The 22,557-nt window shown below is 60.4% G+C and carries 35 protein-coding genes and 1 tRNA gene; 25 read left to right on the forward strand and 11 right to left on the reverse strand.

Annotated features, from left to right (window positions below; all coding sequences use genetic code 11):
- Positions 1–25: 25 nt before the first annotated feature.
- From HWN36_RS02190 to HWN36_RS12225, 3 genes are all read right to left on the reverse strand, one after another.
- Positions 26–982 carry a sensor histidine kinase gene (locus HWN36_RS02190; RefSeq protein WP_176787833.1) on the reverse strand — a complete coding sequence of 319 codons (957 nt, stop codon included), beginning with the start codon at positions 980–982 and terminating at the stop codon, positions 26–28.
- A gap of 29 nt (positions 983–1,011) precedes the next feature.
- Positions 1,012–1,962: an IS5 family transposase gene (locus HWN36_RS02195; RefSeq protein WP_176787388.1), complete on the reverse strand. Its 951-nt coding sequence runs from the start codon at positions 1,960–1,962 to the stop codon at positions 1,012–1,014.
- 290 nt (positions 1,963–2,252) lie between these two features.
- Positions 2,253–2,681 (reverse strand): hypothetical protein, encoded by a 429-nt coding sequence (locus tag HWN36_RS12225; RefSeq protein WP_176787834.1) that lies wholly within the window; start codon positions 2,679–2,681, stop codon positions 2,253–2,255.
- A 90-nt stretch (positions 2,682–2,771) separates the two neighbouring features.
- Here HWN36_RS12225 and HWN36_RS12230 point away from each other — a divergent pair, with 90 nt between their 5' ends.
- Complete coding sequence (locus HWN36_RS12230; protein WP_176787835.1) at positions 2,772–3,047, forward strand: HEAT repeat domain-containing protein; 276 nt, start codon at positions 2,772–2,774, stop codon at positions 3,045–3,047.
- A 131-nt stretch (positions 3,048–3,178) separates the two neighbouring features.
- Here the strand turns inward: HWN36_RS12230 and HWN36_RS11925 are convergent, their stop codons facing one another.
- The 3 genes from HWN36_RS11925 to HWN36_RS02220 all read right to left on the reverse strand — a co-directional run bounded on the left by HWN36_RS11925 (position 3,179) and on the right by HWN36_RS02220 (position 4,282).
- Positions 3,179–3,376 carry a GYD domain-containing protein gene (locus HWN36_RS11925; protein WP_343044908.1) on the reverse strand — a complete coding sequence of 66 codons (198 nt, stop codon included), beginning with the start codon at positions 3,374–3,376 and terminating at the stop codon, positions 3,179–3,181.
- Between the two features lie 244 nt (positions 3,377–3,620).
- Positions 3,621–3,705, reverse strand: a tRNA-Leu gene (locus tag HWN36_RS02215).
- Between the two features lie 79 nt (positions 3,706–3,784).
- Positions 3,785–4,282: a cysteine hydrolase family protein gene (locus tag HWN36_RS02220; RefSeq protein WP_343044909.1), complete on the reverse strand. Its 498-nt coding sequence runs from the start codon at positions 4,280–4,282 to the stop codon at positions 3,785–3,787.
- A gap of 214 nt (positions 4,283–4,496) precedes the next feature.
- Here HWN36_RS02220 and HWN36_RS02225 point away from each other — a divergent pair, with 214 nt between their 5' ends.
- The 3 genes from HWN36_RS02225 to HWN36_RS02235 all read left to right on the forward strand — a co-directional run bounded on the left by HWN36_RS02225 (position 4,497) and on the right by HWN36_RS02235 (position 6,081).
- Positions 4,497–4,913 carry a phosphate-starvation-inducible PsiE family protein gene (locus tag HWN36_RS02225; RefSeq protein ID WP_176787836.1) on the forward strand — a complete coding sequence of 139 codons (417 nt, stop codon included), beginning with the start codon at positions 4,497–4,499 and terminating at the stop codon, positions 4,911–4,913.
- Positions 4,910–5,161: a hypothetical protein gene (locus HWN36_RS02230; protein ID WP_176787838.1), complete on the forward strand. Its 252-nt coding sequence runs from the start codon at positions 4,910–4,912 to the stop codon at positions 5,159–5,161. The genes HWN36_RS02225 and HWN36_RS02230 overlap by 4 nt, the downstream gene beginning before the upstream one ends.
- A gap of 101 nt (positions 5,162–5,262) precedes the next feature.
- Positions 5,263–6,081: a pyrroline-5-carboxylate reductase family protein gene (locus HWN36_RS02235; protein WP_176787840.1), complete on the forward strand. Its 819-nt coding sequence runs from the start codon at positions 5,263–5,265 to the stop codon at positions 6,079–6,081.
- 145 nt (positions 6,082–6,226) lie between these two features.
- On the opposite strand, the gene HWN36_RS02240 is transcribed toward HWN36_RS02235, so the two are convergent.
- Positions 6,227–7,252, reverse strand: a complete 1,026-nt coding sequence (locus HWN36_RS02240) for an AI-2E family transporter (RefSeq protein ID WP_176787842.1) — start codon at positions 7,250–7,252, stop codon at positions 6,227–6,229.
- A gap of 237 nt (positions 7,253–7,489) precedes the next feature.
- On the opposite strand from HWN36_RS02240, the gene HWN36_RS02245 reads away from it, so the two are divergent.
- The 19 genes from HWN36_RS02245 to HWN36_RS02335 are packed head-to-tail and all read left to right on the forward strand — an operon-like array spanning position 7,490 to position 18,495.
- Entirely contained in the window at positions 7,490–7,975 is a 486-nt protein-coding gene (locus HWN36_RS02245) for a hypothetical protein (RefSeq protein WP_176787844.1), read from the forward strand.
- The gene (locus tag HWN36_RS02250; RefSeq protein ID WP_176787846.1) at positions 7,963–8,214 is read left to right on the forward strand and encodes a DUF2109 family protein; all 252 of its coding nucleotides are present in this window, start codon (positions 7,963–7,965) and stop codon (positions 8,212–8,214) included. Before HWN36_RS02245 ends, HWN36_RS02250 begins: the two co-directional genes overlap by 13 nt.
- Positions 8,207–8,443, forward strand: coding sequence for a DUF2108 domain-containing protein (locus HWN36_RS02255; RefSeq protein WP_176787848.1), 237 nt, complete (start codon positions 8,207–8,209; stop codon positions 8,441–8,443). Before HWN36_RS02250 ends, HWN36_RS02255 begins: the two co-directional genes overlap by 8 nt.
- Positions 8,433–8,669, forward strand: coding sequence for a DUF2107 family protein (locus HWN36_RS02260; RefSeq protein WP_004038488.1), 237 nt, complete (start codon positions 8,433–8,435; stop codon positions 8,667–8,669). Before HWN36_RS02255 ends, HWN36_RS02260 begins: the two co-directional genes overlap by 11 nt.
- Positions 8,666–9,118 (forward strand): DUF2106 family protein, encoded by a 453-nt coding sequence (locus HWN36_RS02265; RefSeq protein ID WP_176787850.1) that lies wholly within the window; start codon positions 8,666–8,668, stop codon positions 9,116–9,118. The genes HWN36_RS02260 and HWN36_RS02265 overlap by 4 nt, the downstream gene beginning before the upstream one ends.
- A complete protein-coding gene (locus tag HWN36_RS02270; protein WP_176787852.1) occupies positions 9,115–9,711 on the forward strand; it encodes an EhaG family protein in 597 nt (198 codons plus the stop codon). The genes HWN36_RS02265 and HWN36_RS02270 overlap by 4 nt, the downstream gene beginning before the upstream one ends.
- Positions 9,704–10,360, forward strand: a complete 657-nt coding sequence (locus tag HWN36_RS02275; RefSeq protein ID WP_176787853.1) for a hypothetical protein — start codon at positions 9,704–9,706, stop codon at positions 10,358–10,360. The genes HWN36_RS02270 and HWN36_RS02275 overlap by 8 nt, the downstream gene beginning before the upstream one ends.
- A 5-nt stretch (positions 10,361–10,365) precedes the next feature.
- Positions 10,366–10,569 carry a hypothetical protein gene (locus tag HWN36_RS02280; RefSeq protein ID WP_157203217.1) on the forward strand — a complete coding sequence of 68 codons (204 nt, stop codon included), beginning with the start codon at positions 10,366–10,368 and terminating at the stop codon, positions 10,567–10,569.
- Between the two features lies 1 nt (position 10,570).
- Entirely contained in the window at positions 10,571–11,413 is an 843-nt protein-coding gene (locus tag HWN36_RS02285; RefSeq protein ID WP_176787855.1) for a respiratory chain complex I subunit 1 family protein, read from the forward strand.
- A gap of 2 nt (positions 11,414–11,415) precedes the next feature.
- Positions 11,416–11,658 carry a hypothetical protein gene (locus tag HWN36_RS02290; protein WP_176787857.1) on the forward strand — a complete coding sequence of 81 codons (243 nt, stop codon included), beginning with the start codon at positions 11,416–11,418 and terminating at the stop codon, positions 11,656–11,658.
- Positions 11,655–12,047, forward strand: a complete 393-nt coding sequence (locus HWN36_RS02295) for a DUF1959 domain-containing protein (protein WP_176787859.1) — start codon at positions 11,655–11,657, stop codon at positions 12,045–12,047. Before HWN36_RS02290 ends, HWN36_RS02295 begins: the two co-directional genes overlap by 4 nt.
- Positions 12,044–12,502, forward strand: a complete 459-nt coding sequence (locus HWN36_RS02300) for an NADH-quinone oxidoreductase subunit B family protein (protein ID WP_176787861.1) — start codon at positions 12,044–12,046, stop codon at positions 12,500–12,502. Before HWN36_RS02295 ends, HWN36_RS02300 begins: the two co-directional genes overlap by 4 nt.
- Positions 12,499–13,584: a hydrogenase large subunit gene (locus HWN36_RS02305; RefSeq protein ID WP_176787863.1), complete on the forward strand. Its 1,086-nt coding sequence runs from the start codon at positions 12,499–12,501 to the stop codon at positions 13,582–13,584. The genes HWN36_RS02300 and HWN36_RS02305 overlap by 4 nt, the downstream gene beginning before the upstream one ends.
- A gap of 4 nt (positions 13,585–13,588) precedes the next feature.
- A complete protein-coding gene (locus HWN36_RS02310; RefSeq protein ID WP_176787864.1) occupies positions 13,589–14,194 on the forward strand; it encodes a 4Fe-4S binding protein in 606 nt (201 codons plus the stop codon).
- On the forward strand, positions 14,191–14,589 hold the full coding sequence (locus HWN36_RS02315) for a molybdopterin dinucleotide binding domain-containing protein (protein ID WP_176787866.1): 399 nt from the start codon (positions 14,191–14,193) through the stop codon (positions 14,587–14,589). The genes HWN36_RS02310 and HWN36_RS02315 overlap by 4 nt, the downstream gene beginning before the upstream one ends.
- Positions 14,586–15,881, forward strand: a complete 1,296-nt coding sequence (locus tag HWN36_RS02320) for a formylmethanofuran dehydrogenase subunit B (protein WP_176787868.1) — start codon at positions 14,586–14,588, stop codon at positions 15,879–15,881. The genes HWN36_RS02315 and HWN36_RS02320 overlap by 4 nt, the downstream gene beginning before the upstream one ends.
- A complete protein-coding gene (locus tag HWN36_RS02325; protein WP_176787870.1) occupies positions 15,878–17,578 on the forward strand; it encodes a formylmethanofuran dehydrogenase subunit A in 1,701 nt (566 codons plus the stop codon). Before HWN36_RS02320 ends, HWN36_RS02325 begins: the two co-directional genes overlap by 4 nt.
- Positions 17,575–18,345: a formylmethanofuran dehydrogenase subunit C gene (locus tag HWN36_RS02330; RefSeq protein ID WP_176787872.1), complete on the forward strand. Its 771-nt coding sequence runs from the start codon at positions 17,575–17,577 to the stop codon at positions 18,343–18,345. The genes HWN36_RS02325 and HWN36_RS02330 overlap by 4 nt, the downstream gene beginning before the upstream one ends.
- The gene (locus HWN36_RS02335) at positions 18,346–18,495 is read left to right on the forward strand and encodes a DNA helicase PriA (protein WP_176787874.1); all 150 of its coding nucleotides are present in this window, start codon (positions 18,346–18,348) and stop codon (positions 18,493–18,495) included.
- A gap of 4 nt (positions 18,496–18,499) precedes the next feature.
- Here HWN36_RS02335 and HWN36_RS02340 read toward each other — a convergent pair whose 3' ends face one another.
- The 4 genes from HWN36_RS02340 to HWN36_RS02355 all read right to left on the reverse strand — a co-directional run bounded on the left by HWN36_RS02340 (position 18,500) and on the right by HWN36_RS02355 (position 19,895).
- A complete protein-coding gene (locus tag HWN36_RS02340; protein WP_176787877.1) occupies positions 18,500–18,769 on the reverse strand; it encodes a DUF1922 domain-containing protein in 270 nt (89 codons plus the stop codon).
- A 64-nt stretch (positions 18,770–18,833) separates the two neighbouring features.
- A complete protein-coding gene (locus HWN36_RS02345) occupies positions 18,834–19,190 on the reverse strand; it encodes a NifB/NifX family molybdenum-iron cluster-binding protein (protein ID WP_176787879.1) in 357 nt (118 codons plus the stop codon).
- A 70-nt stretch (positions 19,191–19,260) separates the two neighbouring features.
- Entirely contained in the window at positions 19,261–19,500 is a 240-nt protein-coding gene (locus HWN36_RS02350; protein WP_176787881.1) for a DUF5320 domain-containing protein, read from the reverse strand.
- A gap of 212 nt (positions 19,501–19,712) precedes the next feature.
- Positions 19,713–19,895 carry a hypothetical protein gene (locus HWN36_RS02355; RefSeq protein ID WP_176787882.1) on the reverse strand — a complete coding sequence of 61 codons (183 nt, stop codon included), beginning with the start codon at positions 19,893–19,895 and terminating at the stop codon, positions 19,713–19,715.
- 124 nt (positions 19,896–20,019) lie between these two features.
- Here HWN36_RS02355 and HWN36_RS02360 point away from each other — a divergent pair, with 124 nt between their 5' ends.
- A complete protein-coding gene (locus tag HWN36_RS02360) occupies positions 20,020–20,760 on the forward strand; it encodes a coenzyme F420-0:L-glutamate ligase (RefSeq protein WP_176787884.1) in 741 nt (246 codons plus the stop codon).
- A gap of 289 nt (positions 20,761–21,049) precedes the next feature.
- A complete protein-coding gene (locus HWN36_RS02365) occupies positions 21,050–22,177 on the forward strand; it encodes an IS256 family transposase (protein ID WP_176787304.1) in 1,128 nt (375 codons plus the stop codon).
- Positions 22,178–22,557: the final 380 nt, after the last annotated feature.

Consider the following 22,557-nt stretch of genomic DNA (forward strand, 5'->3'; position numbering starts at 1 on the left):
GGGGGATCGACCCCATACTATATCTCTATTGCTCAGCCCCGGCGTCGCCGTAGCGGTAGCTCCCGGCCGGGACGACGATCTCAAAGCGGGCGCCTTTCCCGGCCTCGCCCGTCTCCCTGATGGCGATCCCGGTGATCGCAAGAATCTCGCGTATGAGGAAGAGCCCGAGGCCGGTGTTTTTCCCGACGCTCCTGCTGAATATTTTGCCCTTTAAGTTAGGGTCCACGCCTTTTCCGTCGTCCTCTATCCAGAGGATGCCGCTCTCGCCGGTCGGGGTAAATCCGATCCGGATCGATGTCACGCCTCCGCCGTGCCTGACCGCATTCTCAAAGAGTGTGTAGAAGACCTTTCCAAAGAGGGGATCTGCATAGACCTCCAGGCGGCCGAGATCGATCGAGAGGCAGATGTTGTTGAACCTGACGATCCGGGCCGACTGCCGCGCCACCGTCTCGACGCCCTGCCAGACGGGCGCCTTCACCCCGAGGCTCTGGTAGTCCCTGGCAATGGCGATCTGCTCCTCGATCATCTCCGAGGCGCTGATGATCCGTTCGGTATAGACCCGTTCGTCAGAGCCCTCAGGTGTGATGTCCACCAGCAGACCGGCGTAGCCCCTGATCACGCCGAGATGGTTTTTGATGTCGTGCTGGGTGATCTCGGAAAGGATGGAGAGTTTTGTGTGCGCCGAGACGAGGGCATCCTCAGTCTGCTTTAGTTGAGAGATATCGCGGACGATCAGGGTGTGGCCGATGGTCCTGGAGCGGCGATCGGTGACCGGGGCGATCCGCAGTTCAGAGTGCTGCAATCCCCCTCCGCTCTGTTTTATGCTTCGTATGTAGGTTTTCTCCTCATCCCCGTCGTAGCCGGCGATGAGTTCGGGGAAACGGTTGAGAATTGCGATTAACTCCTCCCTGCCATCAGATACTCGCTCCCGACTGCCCTCTTCCCCTCGCTGTTCAGCCGTTTCCTTCCTGAACCCCTGCATTTAGAGGGTTTTTTGGATTTTCTCGAGAGCTATCGCTCGGCAGCTTGCGCTTTGAGGGTAAGAAGTTGCCTGAAGTTGAAATTCATGCAGGAGAAGATGTTCTTGACGTGCACTCTGGCAACCGTCGTGACCATGAGGTGGCCTGCATGGAACACCCGCTTGATCACGGCAAACGGTCGTTCCACCAGCGATCGTGTTCTGCTGATGGCCTTGTTCCGCCGGTTCTCCTTGATGGAGAGGGGATGGTTGCGAACGGCCCGGTGCATGGTCTTGTCCATAGATGCCTGCGGTTTCACCCCAAAATAGCCTTTATCGCGATAGACCGTCTCACCTTCCCGGGAGAGATCGATCCTGCTGTCATGGAGTGACGCCGTGGTGGTCTCAATCCGGCGGATCAGCTGACTGTCCTTGTCGAGCAGGATGTGAAGTTTGTACCCGAACTGTGACTTCGAGCCCTTCTTGGCCCAGGTGCCGTCGCGGCTGCGCCGCGTCTCTGCCTGATCTCCCCGGGGCGTGCCGGCAGGAGCATGCCCGGGATCGGCGGTGATGAACGTCGCGTCCTGCATGACACCGCGTTTGATGGCGAGCCCTTGTACTTCGAGTTGCCGCTGGAACTCATCCCAGATCGCGGTATCCTTCCCGGTTTGCGCCAAGCGTTCCCGGAACAGCCAGACCGTCGACCGATCCGGAATGGTTTCCGGATATCCCAGGAAGTGACGGAACGAGATCCGGTCGGTCGCCTGACGCTCCAGTTCGGGGTCAGACAGGCCATACCACTGCTGAAGCACCAGCAGCCGGATCATCAGAACGACGTCATAGTTCGGACGGCCGCCTCGCCCCTCGGCGTTGGTGTAGAGGTCAGCAAGGAGAGGGCGGAAGGCATCCCAGTCGATCAGACCGCTGACCTCACCCAGCCGATCACCCAGAGCTGCAAGGCTGGCATATTCGTGGTGGATCGCGAAATTGGTAAACGTGCTCATGGGAAAAAGGTCGATCCGGGACTATAAAGTACTTTGGGTGAGGTGGGGTTGTTCGAAATTCTCTGATGTAAAACCTTTCTTGGTGAGGCGTCTGGATCGCACTTCCGGGATTTTTTGTATTTCTCTTCCTGCCGGGACTTTTTCTATCTCCAGATTTCGGCGCGGATTCCTGGATAGGGGCTGCATGTGCGTGCGTGCTGGTACTCCTCCCGGAATATGGACGGATACTGGAATATCTATTATGGTCTCCCTGATCCGGACACTGCCCATTTATAATTAATTTAATCTCATTATCGATCCTTGAAACGCAGGGAATATTTAAATATTATATTGTCATTTAATGGAACGTGCCCGAGGAAGCGTTCTGCATGGCTCTTGGATACAGAGATGTCTCTGATATAGAGGAGCAGTGGAGAGCAGCGCGGAGATATGATGCCTTTGAAGCTGAGAAATTCAATAAAAGAATGCTCTCCGCTCTGAATGAGACCGATGCGGCTCTCGCGCCTCCGGATGGCATTTACGTATGCCCGTTCTGCGATAAAATTTCGTTCAGATATCTTAAAAAAGAGGGAGAAGCCCATCTCAGGTGTTCTGCATGTGGATCCGCTGTCACCCTGAACGATGAGGTCTGGGAAAATCCCCGCAGGCGCATTGAATATCTTTCCTTCACCTCGGGCTATCCGGGGATCTATATTCTCCATCATCTTATCGCTCTCCACGAAAAAAACCGCGTTCAACCCGGGATATCTGGTGCAGAAAGCAAGGATGTCGAAAAAGCCATCGCTTCTCTCTCCAGTCCTGATGAGGAGGTGCGATACAGGGCTGCACGCTACCTCCGCATCCGCCGTCCGCTGCGGGCGTTCGAGGCGGTTGCCGCTGCCCTCAGTTCAGAACCGGCAGCGAAGATCAGGGTCATGCTCGTGCAGGCCCTTCCCTCGATCGGCGGAAGGGATGCGATCCCGCACCTCATCGCGGCAAGCGAGGACGCCGATCCCGCCGTCAGGGGTGCGGCTCTTCATGCCCTCTCATCGTTTGAGGGGATCGTCGTCGATGAGGTAACCGGACGCGCGGGCTGCGTTCGGTAAACAGCTGGCGCAAGAGAGCTGCTTGAGTGTATGCCCCCGGAGCGGCGGGCACACGATGAGATCGCGCAAAAAGAGTGATGGTCGGTGAGATGGCGGCAGCACCCGGTCAGACCGGTCCGCCCGGACTCTCTTCATCTGCCGGCACGGCCACGAAGCGTTTCTCTATCCATCCGGTCGGCCCGCTTCAGGACCACGTTCATCGCCGCCTTTTCCTCCGGGGCTTCGAAGATCACGACGGTATCGTACCTTCCGAGCGTCCAGTACATGCCCGGGTATTTGACCTCCTCTTTCGTGTCGTCCTCGATATCCTTCAGGTTCTCGGCGATCACTTCTCCCGTCAGGTTTTTTTGAATTTCGCAAGCGCAATGAAAAGCATCGTTCACCTCATCCACTCTCAGGGCATTTCAGCATGGGAGAGGGAGATATATCGAGTGAATTATATGATGCGGGGAGTGGGAGGTCGGACGAGAGAGGGGGAGACGTTTTTCACCACTCAAGATATGATGTCACTGAAAAACGGTTGCCTGTTAACACGGGTCTGATTTTTCTATAATACATAACCCGGATTTATAGTGCGAGGGAGGGGATTCGAACCCCCGAACTCCTGCGAGAATGGACCCTAAATCCATCGCCTTTGACCTGGCTCGGCAACCCTCGCGTTCAGATGAAAAATGCACTCAATCATACGATTGCCCGGTATTTATATCTTGGAGCGGCGGGCACCGCACGGTGCCGTCTTACCTCTCCTGCTTCCGGCCCGCGACATACTCCTCCAGCGTGACGACCCGGGCGTACACGCCGTTCAGCGCCGCCATGAAGGCCGCGTGGACCGATGCGGTCGGGACGCTCTCCCCCGAAAAGACCAGGTCCCTTGTGGCGCAGGCGTCTTCGACGACCGTGCAGGCGAACCCGGCCTCGCGGGCCGCCCGCGTCGTGGCGTCGATGCACATGTGGCTCATCGCCCCGCAGATCACGCACTCGCTGACCCCCTTCTCCCTGAGCGCAGCGAGCAAATCGGTCTGGAAGAAACTGTTCGGGAAATGCTTCTCGATCACCGCCTCGCCCGGACCGGGCGCCACCCGCTCGTGGATCTCCGAGCCGCGCGTCCCCGGCAGGAGAAACCCGGCGCCTTCCCGCATCGAGATGTGGCGGATGAAAAAGACGGGCTTTCCCTCCAGCCTGAACCGTTCGAGGGGGGGGATGCGGCGCCGGAAGCCAACTCCATGCCGGCGCACTCCATCGCGCCGCCGGGAAAATAGTCGTTCTGGATGTCGATGAGGAGAAGGGCCTCTGTCATGGGTAGAGGTGGCCTCTCCGGCCACAAGAACATGGCGCCCCGCCCCTGCCGACTGAACCGGTGCCCCCCCCTCTCCGGATCGCCGCGTGAGACGGCGATGGTATTCAACGAAAATAAATAAAACACGGAGAAAGAGAAATACGGAGAAAACGATGCTTGAGTACCTGAATACATTCGAACGATGGGTCTATCGGATCCTCACCGCCCTCCTTGCCGTCGTCATCGCCTTTTCCGTCTATGAACTGGCGATCCTGGTCGCCTACGGTCTCGTGGACGACCGTATGTTCAGGCTCGAAAACCACGAACTTCTCGGTGTGTTCGGGGCATTTCTTCTCGTTCTCATCGGCATAGAACTCCTTGACACCATGCGGGCGTATATCGAGAAGCACGAGGTCCACGTCGAGGTGATCATGCTCGTCGCCATCATCGCCATCGCCCGGAAGATCATCCTCCTCGAGTCCTCTGAAGCGGCCGATCTCCCCCTGATCGGCATGGCCCTCCTGCTGATGGCGCTTGCGGCCGGTTATTATATCGTCGTCAGGACGCGGAGGATCCAGGACGGGGAGTGAAGCGGCGGGATACCCTTGAACCGCACCAGCCACGAACCGTTGATCTCTCCGGCGATCTGGACGGTAACCGATTCGGGGGTGAGAACGTCGGCGGTCCCGGCAATCAGCAGCACGTCGTTTGTGATCCCGGAGAGGTTCTCATACTACACCCTGCCGTTGCTATCAGGCAGATGGCGACGATGACCGTTGCAGATGATATCAGTGCTCCTTTCATCATAATTGCCTCAATACTGGATTATTATCTATAGATGTTCGAGAAACAGGCACATACCGCTTTTGTTTTGCAGGCCGGGATCGTGCCCGCTCACCCTGCTTATTTGTGCTCACGCACCGAACAGGATCAGGAACCATGACGACCTTTGGCGTGATCGGGACGGGCAGCATGGGCAGCATGCTTGTTCGGAAGATGGTGGAGACCGGGCAGGCGGGGGCGCACGAGATCATCGCGTATAACCGGTCGGCCGAGAAGGCGCTTCGCCTGGCCGGCGAGACCGGCGTCCGGATCGCCCCGAGCGCCCGGGACGTCGCCGAAGAATCCGACGTCCTCCTCCTCTGTGTCAGGCCCCTGGAGGTGCGGGGCGTCCTCCTGGACCTCCGGGGCGTGCTGACCCCGGACAGACTCCTCGTCTCGGTCGCATCGGACGTCACGCTCAACAACCTCTCGGCATGGTCAAAGGCGCGGGCGGTGCGGGCGATCCCTTCCATCACCTCTGAGTGCGGGGGCGGGGTCACCCTGGTCGCCTTCGGAGATACCGCCTCCGCTTCAGACAGGCACCTCGTCCTCTCCCTCTTCGGCGCCATGAGTTCCCCGGTCGAAATCGCCGAGGAGCACGTCGAGGTGATGACCGCCCTGACCAGCTGTGCGCCGGCGTTCATCGCCGCTCTCATGCAGGAATTTGCGGCCGCGGCCGTCAGGCGGTCAGGGATCGCCCCTGCCGTTGCCGAACGCCTGGTGAGGGAGACCCTCACCGGGACGGCCGGCCTGCTCGCGGCATCAGGGACTGATTTCGAGGGGGTGATCGCCAGGGTGGCGACCGAAGGCGGGATCACGAGGATGGGCGTCGATGTCATCAGGCAGGGGGCGCCCGGCGTCTTCGACGAGATCCTTGTGAAGACGGATGCACGACACGACCTGGTGAAGGCGAAGATCAGGGAGACCGGGCCCTGAGGGGCCCCGCTTCGCGGGCTATAACGTGAGATGCTCCGGGAGAACAGGATAGAACGCTCACGTGAAGAACCAGAGCCCGGCGCCATCTTCGCGAGAATGGACCGGTCTAAAAAATATCTACGTTCCAGCCTTTTTTTGCCCCGGATCACGTCCCCTGTGCGGCCTCTTTCACTTCTTTCAGCTCCTCCAGCAGGATATGGTAGCCGGTGATCGCCAGCGCCAGGAAGAGCGGGCCAAGGACGAACCCGACGATCCCCATCACCGCAAGCCCGCCGAAAAAGCCGATCCACATGATCACCGGGTGGATGCTGGCGCGGCGCCCCATCATCATGGGGCGGAAGTAGATGTCGGGAAGGGCGCAGACGATCGGGTACCCGACGAACGCCACCAGAAGCCCGCCCCTGATGTCCCCCAGGGAGAGGGAGTACACGCCGAGAAAGAGCATGATCACCGAAGGGCCGATGATCGGGATGAGCTGGAAGATCGCCGCCATCAACGCATAGAAGACGATGTGATCGTAGCCCAGCACGTAAAAAAACGGAATGGCAAGGACGAAGGTGACGACCGACGTCGCCACATGGACGATATAGAGGGCGTACAGGGTGTCGACCGAGGTGCGGGTCAGTCGTTCCACCGCCGCGCGGAGGCGGGATGGGAGGGCTGCGGTCACCTCAGCGGCGAGGGCGTCCCCCTGGTAGATGAACATGTACAGGGAGAGGAAGAAGACGATCAGGTCGATGATGAGCATCGGCACCTGCGAGGCAAGTCCGGTCGCCCAGTCCCCGAAGGAGGCGATCTGCTCGTCTGTCCATGCGGCAAGGTCGGTGGAGGCGATCCCTGCCTCCGCGCCGCCGATCTCCACCGACTCGATCCATGCGAGGATCCCCTGCACGATCTGGGCCAGATAATCGGCGTTCTGGGCAAGGACTGCGATCGTAAACCCGACCGAAAAGACGACCGCGAAGAAGACGAGCACCGTCGTGAGCATCGCCGCCGTGCCCTCCCGCATCGACCGGCCAAGATAGTGCTTCACCGGCATGATCACGATCGCCAGGGAGGCCGAGAGGACGACGACCCAGAGCAGGTTCCAGAAAGCGATCGCAGCGGCTGCAAGGATGCCGAGGACCAGCAGGACGGTGAGGCGGTCCGGGAGGGAGAGATCGTGCGCCATGGACGATAGAAGAGTGCGGGTTCTGCCGGGATAAATACTTGCGGCCTTCCGGGATCACGGCACGCGGAAAGGTGTGGGAAGGCGATGCCGCCCCAATATCAATTTTCTTATAGGATGGAAAGCAAATAGCACGTGCATAGGCAAAAAGAGTTTGAAATAGGTTGATTTGCTGGAATACAAACGTTTATGTTAGGGACAGAGTTAAATGAACCTCATTGAATAACCAGGAGACCGGAGATGCTTGCTGACTATATTCAGATCCCGATCGCGGCCGCCCTCTGCTGGATCCTCTTCGTCACCGTCGATATCGTCTTCAGGCTCCCGGAGAAAGGCGGGGTAAAAGGGGCGGCGGCGATCGGTCGGAAGATCCGGGAGGACGGCGGCAGCCTTCCCGGCGGCACCATGATGGGGAATATCGTCTCCTCCCCTGATGCCTCTGCCGGCACGCTCCTCGCCGCCTGCGGCGTATATGTCGCAGGGCTTCCCGGCGGCCTTGCGGCAGCCGCTCTCGTCTTTATCGGCAACCGGATCTGCCACGACCCCGGGTATGCCGGGACGACCGGCGCCGTCCTTGCAAGCATTATGGTCACCGGCTTCGCCGTTCTCGGGTTCGCTCCCGAAAACTTCATCGCAGGGATGGTCATCGCCATCCTGACGATACAGGGGCTCTCTCACCCCTATGCGAGCCGGCTCCTCACCCGCATCTGGGGGTGGCGGAGTTGATCGCCCTGTACGTCTGCGGCCTCATCGCCCTCTTCGCCGCCGTCAGGACGGTGATCGAGCCCCACCCCTACCGGAAGCTCCCCTACCTCAACGTGATGAACTTCGCCATCGCCGGTCTGATCGTCCTCGTCCTCTCTCACCCCCTTTCCATCCTTGCGGCGGCCGCCTATTTCGTCGGCTCCACCCTGGAGGCGAACGCGATCGCCTCGGCACGCGCGGCGGTGATGGGCAATGATTGAATTTCTGCAGGTGGTACTCGCCGCCATCGTCATCCTCGGCACCGCGGCGACGGCGTGGAGCCGCGACCCGTTCAACAAACTGATCTGCCTCGGCGTCCTGATCGGCGGGGTCTTCCCGTTCATCGTCGCCGGCGGCTATCTCGACGTCGCCGTCGCCGTCGCCCTGATCGCCCCTATGACCACAATATTCGTGCTTGCAATCACCGGGAGGGACGGCGATGGAGTCTGAACTCATCCTCGGACTTCTGGTGCTGATCATCGGAGCGCTCGCCGCGGCGTTCCCGCGGCCAAAGACCTATCTCTCCCGGATCATCAGCCTCGAAATCCCGGCCTGGGGGCTTTTGCTCATCATGCTCGCCTACAACGAGACACTTGCCCTGCTTACCTTTATTGCCGTCACCGCCATCTCCACCTTTGTCATGGTGCGGGTGGTCGAGAGGAGGATGGTCCCATGATCATCAGCAGGATCTCGCGGATCCTTGCCGGCTACGAGAACCTCTCCCTCCTCTATGCGGTGCTCGTCCTGGTCGGCATCGTGATCGGCCTCGTCTCCATCCCCGGCATCGTCTATCACGGGGACAACCTCTACCCCAAGACGCTCGACCCGTCGAGCGCCCTCGACCCCTACGACCGCGGCGGCGAACCCTTCGGGAACACGAGCGTTGCCGCACAGTACCCGGAGAACTCTCCCTATCTCGGCTACGTGACGGCGTACCTCACGCCCCTCTCGCAGTTCCTCGCCGATACCACGTCCCACCTGGGCACGACGATCGTTGCCCATCCCGGCGGGATCATCGACGAGATCCTCTACAACACGCGGGGGCTCGATACCGTCGTCGAGACGAGCATCCTCTTTGTAGCATTTGCGATCGCCTCGTTCCTCTTCAGGAGGCGTGAAGGATGAGCCCGTACGGGACGGTCCTCGCTGTCGTCCTGGTCGCCATGGCGATCGCCTTTGTGGCCCTGGTGCGCGAACGCGACGACCTCCACCGCCTGCTCCTCACCGATCTCGCCGAGATCGTCGCCCTGGCGATCATCGCCCTCGTCGCCACCGACCTTGCCGAGGCGCTCATCCTCCCGGGCCTGGTCGTCGGAATCTCCGAACTGATGGCGCTGTCCGAGGTCTACCTGGTGAAAGAAGGGCTCAGGTCAGTGCCCGAACGCCTGATGCACATCGAGGTCATGGACAGCGCCCCGGCGATTCTGGCGGTCGCCCTCGTCATCTACGGTATCGTGCTCTCGGGCTTCTCCGGGGGCGCCGTCGCCGGGTGCGGTCTCCTCTTCTGGTTCTTCTGCAAGGGCCATGACGAGGCCTTCGAGATCATAGAGACCGCCTCGGGCTACGCCTGGGCGCTCTGGATCGTCGCCTTCTTCGTCTTCATGATCGCCCCTGCGTACTGGCTCTTTGCGGTGATGCTTGCCGGCGGCGGGATCCTCCTGAAGGTGATGGCGAAGATGGCCCTGGTCGGGACCATGCGAGGTGGTCGCGATGTTTGATCTCCCGATCGAGGGGGCGCAGTTGATGGCGGTCGAGTTCGGCGATATCGTCGCCTACTTCAGCGTCTATACAGGCACGCTCTTCGCCTTCGCCCTGCTCTTCACGGTGCTCGCGATAGTCAGCCTCCCTGAACGGCCGATGGACATCGTCTTTGGCGGCGACGCCTATTACACCAAGGAGATCCCGCTCGATCTTCTGCGGTTCCAGCGGTTCATGGCGATCGCCTGCGGGCTCGCCACCCTCGGGGCGGTGGTCTCCGGCGACATCTTCAACTTCACCCTCTTTGGCTCGATGATCGGGATCACGAATATCGGGATCGTCGCCGCGGTGAAGAACAGGCACGTCCTGGAGGCCGCCTACCAGTACGGGATCGTGGCGATGGTCGCCACCGTCCCCCTCTTCGGCGGTGCGGCGATCGTCCTCGCATCGACCGGCACCCTCTCCATCTGGGCGCTCGCCGGTGCGGCTGCGGTCCCTCTCCTCGCCAAAATCTTCCTGGTCCTCGGGGTGATGGGGGAAGGGATGGCGCCGTTCTATATCGGAAAAGCCGAGATCACCCGTGCGCCGGGCGCGCCCTACGTGCTGATGATCCATGTGAGTTCTCTTCTCCTCTTCCTCCGGGTGGTGGAGATCGTCCTGACGGTGTGATGACAATGAAAAAACAGACAGCAGGTGCGGTGACGGTGGCGGCGGGCGTGGTCTGCGTCGCCGCCTCGGCGGCGTGGCGGCTCGGCCTCCTGGAGACATGGCTTGCGATCGTGCTGAACGTCGTCGCCTTTCCGTTCTTCCTTGTCGCCCTTGGCCTGTGGTGGAATGCAGCAGAAAAAGAGGGGGACACCCCATTCATAGGGTACTGACATGATCGAATATCTCATCGTCGCAGTCTTTGCCGGCCTTCTCCTCCACGGGATCCACCGGAAGGCGATCGCACGGATACAGGGCCGGCCCGGCCCCCCGATCTGGCAGGAGATCCTCCATGTCCTGAAGTTCTCCTTCAAGGAGACCTGGATCCCATGGACGGCGAGCCGAACGCTCTTCGTCGCCGTCGTGTTCATCGCCATCGGTATCTGGAGCACCGCTCTCGTGGTGCTCCTCACCGGGCAGAGCCTTCTCCTCCTCTTCGGCGTCTATATGCTCCACAAGATCGTGGAGCACGGTCTCGGCCTCTCTTCGGGCTCGCCGTACGGGAAGTTCGGCGCCATCAGGTCGGTGATGTCGGCGGCCTCTGAGATCCCGCTCTTCGCCACGATCGCCGCCATCTACCTGGTCACCAACTCCCTGATGATCTCCGACATCCTTGCCTGGCAGGTGGCGAACGGGCCGCTCCTGCTCGCGGTCCCGCCGGCGGCGGCAGCCCTCTACATCGTGGTCCTTGCAAAGATGCACTACAGCCCCTTCGCCGTCATCGAGAGCAAGGAGATCGTGAGCGGGAATATGACCGAGCACTTCGGCGTCTGGCGGGCCGGTCTCGACGTCGCCTTCGGGCTCAAGACCTTTGTCCTCCTCTACGCCTTCATCCTGCTCTTCATCGGGCCGATCTCCCTCCTTGCGATGGCGGTGGTGATGCTCCTCCTGCTCCTCTCCCTCTCGCTCATCTGCGCCATCACCCCGATGCTCTCCCCCTTCGACACCGTCACCATCCAGATCGGGGCGGCCGGGCTGATCGTGGCATACGTCCTCCTGATGGGGGTGTTCCTGTGAGCATGATACGCAATGCAATCGCCGGCGGCGCAGTCATATATGGCGCCATCATGGTTGTCCAGGCGCTGCAGCGCCCGTCGACGGCTGCGGGAGCGATCGCGGCGGCCTTCCTCCTTGCGGCCGCCGGGCTCGTTCTCTGGTCGACGGACGAGCACCGGCTTAAAACGGTCGAGATGGCGCTCCTCTGGTGCTGTGTCGCCCTGTTTCTGGTCTATGGTCTCCTCGCCTCCGGGGGTGTGCTATGAACGACGGCTATCTCTATGAAAAAGACCTGCGTCCGCTGAAGTACAACATCCTCACCGGGTCCAGACAGGACCGGACGGTCAGGGAGATCGCCCTGCGCCTGGGTGTGCGGATCCAGAAACTCCGTCTCCATCTTATCGAGCGCCTGGACATGTCAGACATGGAGAACATGCCCGCACGTTTCGAGGCAGGTGTTGCCGCCATGACCGGTGAGGACCAGGTGGCCGACGCCCTCGGGCGCGACCTGTTTGTCAGGTCCATCGGGGTGTTCACCGCAGAAGAGATGGCGGCCGCATATGCAAGGGCCCGGACGCTCGCCGAGGGGGGGACGCCGCTTGAAGAAGCAATCGCCGGGGGAAAAGCGGTTCTGAAGGAGATAGTGGCACCATGACAGGGATGCTCCAGAAACTCAAAAACAACGTCCGATCACGCTCGATCCATGTGGCCTACGTGGACACGGGCTCGTGCAACGGCTGCGATATCGAGGTGCTCGCCTGCCTCTCGCCGCGCTATGATCTCGAACAGTACGGGATCTACGTCCATAACAACCCCCGGGAAGCCGATGTCCTGCTGGTGATCGGGTGCTGCACCCCGCAGTGGGAGGACAAACTCAAGAACATCTGGGAAAAGATCCCGGAGCCGAAGGTGGCGATCGCCATCGGGAACTGCCCGATTTCAGGGTGCGTATTCAACAGGGAGGGGAGCTATGTCAACCCGCCTGCCTCCAAGCATATCCCGATCGCCGCTTCGGTCCCGGGCTGTCCGCCGCGGCCGACCGAGATCATCAGGGCAATCCTCTCGCTTGCACCGATAGTATTCGAGGACTACGAGGAGAAAAAACAATGAAAAAGACGGTCGATGTGGCGGTGCCGATCGGGCCCGTCCACCCCTGCTGGAAAGAGCCGATCAGGATCAAGTGCGCGACGAAAGGAGAGCAGGTGCTTTCCGCCGAGGTGGAACTCGGCTACATGAAGAAAGGGATCGAGCGGATCATGCGGGGCAGGCCATGGCAGGAGGTGATGTTCCTTGCCGAACGGGTATGCGGGATCTGTTCGGTCGTCCACAACATGGTCTTCATCGAGACGATGGAGGCGATATCCGGGATCGAACCGGCCGAACGGGCGGCCTTTCTGCGGGTGATCGTCAACGAGCTCGACCGCATGCAGAGCCACCTCATCGCGAACTTCTCGTACTGCTATACGATCGAGCACGAGACGCTTGCGATGTACCTCCTCAACGAACGTGAGCACGTGATGGACTTAATCGAGCGGATCACCGGCAACCGGGTGAACACCGCCTATATGATCCCGGGCGGCGTCCGCTACGACCTCAGGCCCGAGGACGCCGCTGCCGTTCAGGAGACGCTCGACCTCCTTGAGGCGAACATCACCCGCTACATGGGTATCTTTGAGGACGGGCCGATGATCGCCCTGCGGAGCCGCGGCGTCGGGGTGCTCACGAAGGAAGACGCCCTGCGGGCGCATGCGGTCGGGCCGACGGCGCGGGCGAGCGGCATCTCAACCGATCTGAGATCACAACACCCGACCTACCGGAAACTCGGCTTCGAACCGGTCGTCAGGACCGAGTGCGATAACTATGCCAGGATCATGGTCAGGTTCGGGGAACTCTTCCAGTCCATCGGCCTGATCAGGAAAGCGCTTGCAATGATGCCCGAAGGCCCGGTCAGGAGCGGGGGCATCTGCAAGGGGGGCGAGACCCGCTACTCGGGCGAAGCGCCGCGGGGCGAACTCACCTATGTGGTAAAGGCCGATCGCTACGGGAGGGTGGAGGAGATCGCCATCCAGACGCCCTCCATCATGAACATCGACGCATGCGCCCACTATATGCTGAAGGGAGCCCTGTCCATCGCCGACGTGACGGCGACCTTCATCAGTTCGGATCCGTGCGTGGCATGCACTGAGAGGTAAGGAGATGGGTCTGTCGGTTATCTGGTATCTGAAAGAATTTTGCAGGGGGAAATGGATCAAAACCCTCCTCTTTGCAAAAACCGCCCCGCTCGTCGATCCCCCGTACTTCCGGGGGTATCCGGCGCTGACCGGGAAGGAGTGCACCCGCTGCCTCTCCTGCATGATGATCTGCCCGACGCCTGGGGCAATCGAGGTGCTGCGCGAGGGCGAGAAGTGGGTGCCGAAGATCTATCCGGGCCACTGCATCAGGTGCGGGCTCTGTGTCGAGGCATGCCCCGAGGACGTCCTGGACGCCGGGCGGGTGCTGGAGACGCAACACCGGGACGGCACCTCCATCTCGGTCCGCTACCAGGTGACTGTGAACCCGGACACCTGCGTGCGCTGCGGCAACTGCGTCGTCGCCTGCCCGGTGAACAAGGAGGTCGACCCGCAGCTCGGCGCCTCCGGGACCTCGGCGAACGACGAGGTGATCATGCGCATCGAACGGGGCAACCTCTGGGTGCTCCACAACGAGAAGTGCACCGGCTGCAAGACCTGCGAGACCGTCTGCCCGACGGACGCGATCAAGATCGCCCGCGTCGCCGAAGGGCGGCAGGGGGTCGAGGAATGACGTTTCTCTTCAACACCGGGCGGACGTCGGCGCAGGGTGCGGGACTGGAACACAAGAGCGGTCCTGAATACCGCGAGGCGACCTCTGTCTGCCGGATGAACCCGGTGGATCTGATGCAACTGGAGATCGAGGCGGGCGAGCGGATCCGCGCTGCAGGGCCCGGGGGCGTTGTCGTCCTGCAGGTTGCGGCCAGCGACGATATACCGCAGGGAACGGTCTTCGTGCCGCTCGGGCCGTATGCGAATGCGGTCATCGGCGAGGAGACGCACGGGACCGGGGTGCCAGACTACAAATCGGTCGAGGTCGAGATCGAACCGACCGACGACCCCGTGCCGACGATCGATCAGCTGATGGAGGCGGTCGGCGGCCTCGCATATCAGGAGGAGAAGAGATGATCCACCGGGATATGATCTGCCCGTTCTGCGGCTGTCTCTGCGACGATCTGGTGATCACGACTGAGGGGAACGAGGTGGTGCAGGTGGACAACGCCTGCACGCTCGGCACCCACAAGCTCATGGGGGCCTGGAAGAACCGGCTGAAAAATCCGATCATGCGGAACGGCGGCGGGTGGCGGGACGCCAGTTACGAGGAGGCGATCGAGTATGCCGCCGGCGTTCTCCTGGACGCCGACCGCCCTCTCCTCTACGGCTGGTCGAGCACGCAGGGCGAGGCGCAGGGGCTCGGCGTCTCGATGGCCGAACTCCTCGGCGGGGTGATCGATTCCACCACCTCGGTCTGCCACGGCCCCTCGATTCTCGCCATCCAGGAGGTGGGCCACCCGGGCTGCACCCTCGGGCAGGTGAAGAACCGCGCCGATCTCGTCATCTACTGGGCATGCAACCCGACCGAGGCCCACCCGCGGCATATGAGCCGTTACACCACCTACGCCGACGGGTTCTTCCTCGAAAACGCTTTCAGAGACAGAAAACTCATTGTCGTCGACGTCAGGAAGAGCGAGACCACCTCGATCGCCGACGAGTTCGTGAAGGTGAAACCGGGAGGGGACTATGCGGTCTTCGCCGCCCTGCGGGCGATCGTCAGGGGCCGGGCCGACGTCGTCCCTGACACGGTCGCGGGCGTCACAAAAGAGCAGCTCGTGCGTATCGGGGAGATGTGCAAAGAGGCAAAGTTCGGTGCGCTCTTCTTCGGCGTCGGGCTCACGATGGCGCCGGGGAAATACAAAAACATCAGGAACGCCATCGAACTCGTGGACGAACTCAACCGCTACACGAAGTGGACCTTGACGCCCCTGCGGGGCCACTACAACGTCCACGGCTCCAACGAAGTCTTCACCTGGATGACCGGCTACCCGTACGCCGTGGACTTCTCCAGGCAGATCGCCTTCTACAATCCAGGAGAGACGACGGCCGTCGATATCCTGGCCAGAAAGGAGTGCGACGCCTGCCTGATCGTGGCGTCCGACCCGGGCGCCCACTTCCCGAAGGCCTGTCTGGAGCACCTTGCTAAAATCCCGACCGTGCTGATCGACCCGATGCACACCGTGACAACGCCCCTCTGCCGGTGCCAGATCCCGACCGCGGTCAACGGGATCGATGCGGGGGGCACCGCCTACCGGATGGACGGCGTGCCCATTCACGTAAAGAAGTTCATGGACCTCGGCTACCCGAGCGACACCGAGGTCATCGGCCGGATCTTCGAGCAGATAAAGGAGGTAAAACACCCATGAGCGACCTTTTGATCAAAAACGCTTTCGTCATCGACCCGATCAACCGGATCAACGGCGAAATCATGGACATCGCCGTCCGGGACGGGCGGATCGTCGAGGACGTCGGGCAGGGGGCCGAGGTGATCGATGCTGCAGGCTGTCTCACCCTCCCCGGAGGGATCGACTCCCACACCCATATATGCGGCACCAAGGTGAATTTCGGGCGTTATATGAGCCCTGAGGACATGCGGGCCGGCAGGGAGGCGCGCCGGGGCGTGAAGCATTCCATCTCAGGCTACTCGGTGCCGACGACCTATGCAAACTCCTACCGCTACGCCATCATGGGCTACACCACCCTGCTTGAAGGGGCGATGGCGCCCCTCGAGGCCAGGCACACCCACGAGGAGTTCTCGGCCACGCCCCTGCAGGACGTGATGGCGAACACCCTCTTCGACGGGAACTGGGGAGTGATGGAGGCGATCCGTGACGGCGACCTCGAGCGTGCGGCAGCCATCGTGGGGTGGACGCTCTCGGCGGTAAAGGGGTTCGGGATCAAACTCACCAACCCCGGCGGCACCGAGGCATGGGGCTATGGGAAGGACGTGACCTGCATCAGGGACAAAGTCCCCTACTTCGAGGTCACCCCGGCCGAGATCATCGAGACGATGATCCGTTCCTGCGAGCTCCTGCGCCTCCCGCACTCGGTCCACCTCCACTGCAACAACCTGGGCAAACCAGGCAACTATGCCTGCACCATCGAGACGCTCAATCTCGTCCCTGACCTCAACGAGAAAAGGCAGACCCTCTATGCCACCCATGTCCAGTTCCACAGCTATGGCGGGTCGGACTGGAAGACCTTCTGCTCGAAGGCCGAACCGGTGGCAGATACGGTGAACAACCGCCCCCAGATCGTCATCGACATGGGGCAGGTGATGTTCGGGAAGACGACGACGATGACCGCCGACGGCCCGATGGAGTTCAATCTCTATCGTCTTCACCATGACAAGTGGAGCAACCACGATGTGGAGCTCGAGACCGGGTCAGGGATCATCCCGGTGCTCTACCGGCGCAAGAACCTGGTCAACTCGATCATGTGGGCGATCGGGCTCGAACTTGCCCTGCTGGTCAAGAACCCCTGGCAGTGCATGCTCACGACCGACAACCCGAACGGGGCGCCGTTCGTGAAGTACCCTGAGATCATCGCCCTTCTGATGAGCAAAAAATACCGGGACGCCGAGTTTGCGACGGTCCATCCAGATACGGGATCGAAGGTCGTCCTCCCGGCCCTCGAGCGCGAGCTGGACTGGAACGAGATCGCCGTGATGACGCGCGCCGGGCAGGCAAAAGCTCTCGGCATCACCGGGATCGGGAAAGGGCACCTCGGGATCGGCGCCGAGGCCGACATCGCCGTCTATCCCCTGAAGGTCGACGATATCGATCCCTCGACCGAGTACCAGCGGGTGATCGACGGGTTTGCACAGACGAAGTGGACGGTGAAGCGGGGGAGACCGGTGTCACGGGACGGCGAGATCCTGGTCCACGGGGAGAACACGACCATCTGGGTCGATCCGAAGATCAGGCCCGAGCGCGATATCTCCAGAAACCCGCGGTTTGTCGAGATGTTCAACCACTGGTACTCGGTGAGGATGAGCAACTATCCGGTGCAGGACGAGTACCTGAAGAGGAACCTGAGGATGGAGACCGAGGCGGCGATATGAGGATCATATTGACGATGCGCCCGAGAAAAAACCCGTTCATCCCGGTCGAGGCCGAAGGGATCGTCCCGTCTATCCTGATGAACGGGGCCGAGATCACTGTCTGGGAAGGAAACCGGGAGCGGCGGCTTGACGAGGTCTTCGAGGTCGCCGTCGAAGGGGAGGCGGCGACGGTCGAGGAGGTGGAGGTCGTGCTCCGCGGCGACACCTCGCGCCTCAAACGGATCGGGGAGTACATGGACGGCGGAAGGATCACCGTGGAAGGCGATATCGGGATGCACTGCGGGAACTTCATGAAGGCCGGGACCATCGAGGTGATGGGCAACGCCGCCGGGTGGTTCGCCCGCGAACTCTGCGGCGGGACGGTCGTCTGCCGCGGCGATGCCGGTCATTACTGCGCCTCAGGATACCGGGGCGAGAAAAAGGGGATGACCGGGGGCAGGGTCGAGGTCTTCGGGAACACCGGCGACTTTGCAGCCGAGCACCTTGCCGGCGGCGAGGTGGTCATCCACGGAAACTGCGGCGATATGCCCGGGGTCGAGATGCACGGCGGCACCCTCTCCATCGGCGGGGACTGTACCCGTCCCTGCGGGAACATGACCGGGGGAACCTGCACCGTTCTCGGGTGCGCCTATGGGATGATCCCGACGTTCCAGGCAAAAGGCGAGACAAACGGCCCGGACGGGAAAAACATCAGTGCATTTACCGGAGATATTGCAAACAGAGGAAAGGGAAGCCTTTTAGTCAGGCGCTATCAATACCTGAAATAGATGATCAGGCATGAGTGCGGCTACGAAGAGCCGGCCTACTGTAAAAAATGCGGCAGACCCCTTGAGTATACCGAACGCCGCGGCATTTACTGCCCCAACTGCGGGCATCGGGTCACGATCCTCTGCCCGCAATGCGGCAAGCGCTGGTAGGAGATCAGGTCATCCAGCTTCTGACCCACCGGGTATATTCTGAGCGGAGTTTACTTTTTTCATCCTCGTCCAGGTCTTCCCGCCCAACATCGTTCAAAAAAGATTCGAGCCTGCAGATGAGGTCGTCCGCGTCCCTGTGGTCCAGCACCTCGAGATAGACCGGGGCGCGGCTTGCATCGATCACCTCGCCGCAGATATGGCAGAGTTTCCAGTGCTGATAGGGATCGACATAGGTGAAGGTCTGGCACCCGGGACAGCGGATGACGCGGTACATTATGCGGAGATGCGCGCTGCTCTCTGAAAAAGATTGCTCTTTTCTCCGGGAAAGAAAAAAAGATTCAGTGTTCGTGGTTGCAATCATGGTCGTCGTGGCTGCAGACATTGCCGCCGCTGACGAGTGCGCCCTCGAGGTAGGCCTCTACAGCGCCTTCGATGCTCCCGCTGACCCCGAGATAGACCTGGATGTCGCGTGCACAGAAGAGATCCACTGCTTTGGGGCCCATGCCGCCTGCGATGACGATGCTTGCTCCGTGTTCGGCAAGCAGGGCCGGGAGCGCACCCGGCGTGTGGCCCGGGCTTATGATGTCTTTCCGGCCGACAATCTTTCCGTCTGCAATCTCGAAGATCGCATAGCCTTCGCACTGGCCGAAGTGCTGTGAAACCTGGTTACCGTCTTTTGCAACGCCAATCTTCATGTATATACCTCTCACTTTATCTCTGTGGGAATCCCTGATTAGTCTTTAGGTCAAAATACAAAAAAGAAGGTCACCAGCATCGGCGCCGGCGGCCACCGCAGAAACCCATTCCGCATCCCCTGGGGATGCCGCCCCGCCCGACACCGTAGACGGTGTTCTGCTGGACCGGGATCTCCTGCTGGACCGGTGCGGTGCCCGTGGTCTCTGCAGCCTGCTGTACATCTGTCTGGGGGACCGGCCTGCACCGCCCAAAGCCCCTTCCTGTCATCGGACCCGCGCCTCTGGGCCCGGTACCATCAAATCCTGGCATTGTCAATCACATCCAGGAGGAGGAATTCCTCCACCTGCAATTATTGCTCATATGCGCATTAATAGATAAACTCTGCCTATCGGGCAAAGATGGTCGGCACAAAAATAAGAACCCGAAGAGAGCGCTCTCTCTTCCCCTCTTCGCCCGGTTTTCCCTGTCCGGATCAGGTGGACCCTCCGGTGTGGTCCGGCCCCTGTCCGTCGCCCTGTTTTTTACCCCTGCCAGTGCCAGCGCCATTTCCAGCGCCGCTCAGGGCACGGGGCCAGGACGACGACCCCTGTCTCCAGACACGGCTCATCGGTTTCAGGTCTCCGTATCCTCCCTGCAACGCAGGGCCCGTATTTCCTCCTGGCGAGTCTCTCTTTTCCCGCGAGCCCGACGCTCTGTCCTCTCATTATCGCTCCCCCCCGCGGACCGGGCACTGCCCGCCCGCAGGTGCCCTTTGATATCCCCCATGATATTACTGCCGTCCATGCGAGAACCGATGGCTATTAGTCAGTGCCACGCCGATCATCCTTTATGCATATCCAGGTAATCCCGGTTGAGGGGCTGCCGATCATCCATCCGGGTGATCTTCTGACGGAGATGATCTGCGAGCGAGTCACCTTCGAGGACGGGGACATCCTCTGTCTTGCCTCATCGGTCTACTCCAAGGCGAACGGATATATCAGAAAACAGGACGAGATCGTAGCCTCTGCGGAGGCCGTCCGCATCGCACAAAAAACCCATGAAGACCCCAGGTTTGTGCAGGCCATTCTCGACGAGACCACCGACGTGATCCTCGAGGACCCTTTCATCCTCTCGGAGACGGTCACCGGGCATGTGGGGGTTCGGGCGGGCGTCGACCACTCCAATATCGAGGACGGCATGATCATCCTCCTCCCGCCCGATCCGATGGGCGCCGCCGCCGGTCTCCAGAACGAGATCGCACGGATTACCGGCAAAGAGGTCCGCGTGATCATCACCGATACCTGCGGGCGCTCCTTCAGGCGGGGTCAGACCGGCGTCGCCATCGGGTGGAGCGGGATGACGGCGATCCGCGACTTCAGGGGCGATCACGACCTCTTCGGCCACGTCCTCGAGATCACCGAGGAAGCGGTCGTCGATGAGGTCGCCGGTTTTGCCAACTTCATCATGGGCGAGAGCAACAACGGTGTTCCGGCCGTCGTATTCAGAAACTGCACCCGGTGGACCGGCCACGACAACCTGCACTTCAACAGGGAAGAAGACATCATCAGAAAGGCGCTCTGCAAAAAATAACCCTTTTTTTGGCTTTGTTTAAATCCTATTCTGGGGTGCTTGAACCGGGGGTCTGCTGTCTCCGGACCCCCGCTCAGGATAGGTGGGGATACGGCCCGCTCCCCTCGGACGCCCTGTTCGCTCTTCCCGGGGCCCATCCGCTCCAATGGGGTGAAACCCCCGGCAGGCAGTATGGGGAAGGCGGGGGATCCGCACCTCCTCCCTGAGATTACGACAGTGTAACGAATCTTCTGTAAAAATAATTTGGCCCTGAATCCAACCTAGATTTGCAGAAAGGAGAAACAGGGCCATGGATCCCTTAGCGTTAATCGAAGATTATCTTTCCGATAATGAGAATGGCATGAAGACCCTCATCACCTGGTTCCTCAACCAGGTGATGCTGCTCGAAGCCCTCCACCAGGCGGGAGCCGAGCAGTATGAACGAACCGATGCGCGGAAGGCTCACCGAAACGGCTACAAGAAGCGCTCTCTAAAAACCCGATATGGAGAAACGATCCTCCAGAAACCACAATTCCGAGAGTTCCCCTTCGAAACACAGGTATTTGGACGCTATTCCCGGGTTGAGAAGGCTCTTGAGAATGCTATCTTTGAATCCTACCTTCAGGGAGTCTCAACCCGCCGGATCCAGGAGATTGTTGCTCATTTTGGCATCGAACAACTCTCTCCTGCTTCAGTATCCAGGATAGCAAAGGACCTCGATGAACAGGTCCATGCATTCCTTCAGAGGCCTATTGAACAGGAGATTCCCTATCTCTTTGTGGATGCTTCGTACTACAAAGTCAGAGAGGGACCACGCTACATCACCAAAGCTCTTCTGGTGATCGCCGGTGTTCGAATGGATGGCTACCGGGAAATCCTGGGAGCTAGAATCACTGATTGTGAAAATGAGATGTTCTGGTCGGGATTGTTCGAAGACCTCAAAGAACGAGGATTGGTGGGTGTCAAGATGGTTGTCTCAGATGGTCATGCCGGGATCCAGAAGGCGGCGGAAGCCGCCTTCCTCGGCGCATCGTGGCAGATGTGCTCGGTCCATTGCACCCGGGCGGTTTTAAAGAATATTCCACGGAAACATCAGAAAGAAGTTGCTGAGTCCTTGAAGGAGGCATATGGGGACGAGGAAAGACTTCAGCAGCTTGCAGATGATCTGAACGAACGAGGATATCGGAAAGCGGCCAATACGATCGAGAGATTCATCCCGGGACTTATGAGTTACACGGCGTTCCCGAAAGAGCACGCAAAGCGGATCCGAACGACGAACATGATGGAAAGAGTCAACAAGGAACTGAAACGGAGAACCAAAGTTGTAGGGGCCTTTCCCAATGAAGAGTCACTCCTCAGGCTGGCAGGATCCATCCTGATGGACATCAATGAGGAGTGGGTGACCGGCAGAAGATATTTGACGATGGAGGGGGAATGATCAAACAAGGAGACAGGGCTCAGACGAATTACAGAAGATCTGAAACACTACCGAGATTACAGGAGAGACCTCAAACCCGGCACGAGGGTTTACCATGAAAAACATTTCATGGAGTATGCTTGAGTCCCCCTCCCGGACTCATGTGCGATTCAACAGCGCCCTTTTTTTGGCTCTTTGCCTTTCACGCGGGTGGCACATTCGTGCTGACATGCCGATCACCCGCCTTCTCCGCATGCTCTGCCGGGGGCTCTGCCCCCGGACCCCCGCACACGATTGGACCCGCAAGGCAGTACAGGAGCCAGAATGTACCGCTCTCATCTCCCCTTGAATCGCAATCGGCAGGGGGATCGGGGGGCGGCAGGCCCCCCGGCACCGACATA

The organism is Methanofollis tationis (assembly GCF_013377755.1).
GTDB classification, from domain to species: Archaea; Halobacteriota; Methanomicrobia; order Methanomicrobiales; family Methanofollaceae; genus Methanofollis; species Methanofollis tationis.

Coding starts and splice junctions, on each gene's coding strand:
- HWN36_RS02320 (WP_176787868.1), top strand. CDS start 14,586: ATGATCCACCGGGATATGATCTGCCCGTTCTGCGGCTGTCTCTGCGAC.
- HWN36_RS02265 (WP_176787850.1), top strand. CDS start 8,666: ATGATCATCAGCAGGATCTCGCGGATCCTTGCCGGCTACGAGAACCTC.
- HWN36_RS02350 (WP_176787881.1), bottom strand. CDS start 19,500: ATGCCAGGATTTGATGGTACCGGGCCCAGAGGCGCGGGTCCGATGACA.
- HWN36_RS02285 (WP_176787855.1), top strand. CDS start 10,571: ATGATCGAATATCTCATCGTCGCAGTCTTTGCCGGCCTTCTCCTCCAC.
- HWN36_RS02365 (WP_176787304.1), top strand. CDS start 21,050: ATGGATCCCTTAGCGTTAATCGAAGATTATCTTTCCGATAATGAGAAT.
- HWN36_RS02225 (WP_176787836.1), top strand. CDS start 4,497: ATGCTTGAGTACCTGAATACATTCGAACGATGGGTCTATCGGATCCTC.
- HWN36_RS02305 (WP_176787863.1), top strand. CDS start 12,499: ATGAAAAAGACGGTCGATGTGGCGGTGCCGATCGGGCCCGTCCACCCC.
- HWN36_RS02345 (WP_176787879.1), bottom strand. CDS start 19,190: ATGAAGATTGGCGTTGCAAAAGACGGTAACCAGGTTTCACAGCACTTC.
- HWN36_RS02325 (WP_176787870.1), top strand. CDS start 15,878: ATGAGCGACCTTTTGATCAAAAACGCTTTCGTCATCGACCCGATCAAC.
- HWN36_RS02195 (WP_176787388.1), bottom strand. CDS start 1,962: ATGAGCACGTTTACCAATTTCGCGATCCACCACGAATATGCCAGCCTT.
- HWN36_RS02240 (WP_176787842.1), bottom strand. CDS start 7,252: ATGGCGCACGATCTCTCCCTCCCGGACCGCCTCACCGTCCTGCTGGTC.
- HWN36_RS02340 (WP_176787877.1), bottom strand. CDS start 18,769: ATGTACCGCGTCATCCGCTGTCCCGGGTGCCAGACCTTCACCTATGTC.
- HWN36_RS02300 (WP_176787861.1), top strand. CDS start 12,044: ATGACAGGGATGCTCCAGAAACTCAAAAACAACGTCCGATCACGCTCG.
- HWN36_RS02275 (WP_176787853.1), top strand. CDS start 9,704: ATGTTTGATCTCCCGATCGAGGGGGCGCAGTTGATGGCGGTCGAGTTC.
- HWN36_RS02330 (WP_176787872.1), top strand. CDS start 17,575: ATGAGGATCATATTGACGATGCGCCCGAGAAAAAACCCGTTCATCCCG.
- HWN36_RS02260 (WP_004038488.1), top strand. CDS start 8,433: ATGGAGTCTGAACTCATCCTCGGACTTCTGGTGCTGATCATCGGAGCG.
- HWN36_RS02360 (WP_176787884.1), top strand. CDS start 20,020: ATGCATATCCAGGTAATCCCGGTTGAGGGGCTGCCGATCATCCATCCG.
- HWN36_RS02235 (WP_176787840.1), top strand. CDS start 5,263: ATGACGACCTTTGGCGTGATCGGGACGGGCAGCATGGGCAGCATGCTT.
- HWN36_RS02355 (WP_176787882.1), bottom strand. CDS start 19,895: ATGAGAGGACAGAGCGTCGGGCTCGCGGGAAAAGAGAGACTCGCCAGG.
- HWN36_RS02280 (WP_157203217.1), top strand. CDS start 10,366: ATGAAAAAACAGACAGCAGGTGCGGTGACGGTGGCGGCGGGCGTGGTC.
- HWN36_RS02315 (WP_176787866.1), top strand. CDS start 14,191: ATGACGTTTCTCTTCAACACCGGGCGGACGTCGGCGCAGGGTGCGGGA.
- HWN36_RS02255 (WP_176787848.1), top strand. CDS start 8,207: ATGATTGAATTTCTGCAGGTGGTACTCGCCGCCATCGTCATCCTCGGC.
- HWN36_RS02295 (WP_176787859.1), top strand. CDS start 11,655: ATGAACGACGGCTATCTCTATGAAAAAGACCTGCGTCCGCTGAAGTAC.
- HWN36_RS02335 (WP_176787874.1), top strand. CDS start 18,346: ATGATCAGGCATGAGTGCGGCTACGAAGAGCCGGCCTACTGTAAAAAA.
- HWN36_RS02290 (WP_176787857.1), top strand. CDS start 11,416: ATGATACGCAATGCAATCGCCGGCGGCGCAGTCATATATGGCGCCATC.
- HWN36_RS02270 (WP_176787852.1), top strand. CDS start 9,115: ATGAGCCCGTACGGGACGGTCCTCGCTGTCGTCCTGGTCGCCATGGCG.
- HWN36_RS02190 (WP_176787833.1), bottom strand. CDS start 982: ATGCAGGGGTTCAGGAAGGAAACGGCTGAACAGCGAGGGGAAGAGGGC.
- HWN36_RS02310 (WP_176787864.1), top strand. CDS start 13,589: ATGGGTCTGTCGGTTATCTGGTATCTGAAAGAATTTTGCAGGGGGAAA.
- HWN36_RS02245 (WP_176787844.1), top strand. CDS start 7,490: ATGCTTGCTGACTATATTCAGATCCCGATCGCGGCCGCCCTCTGCTGG.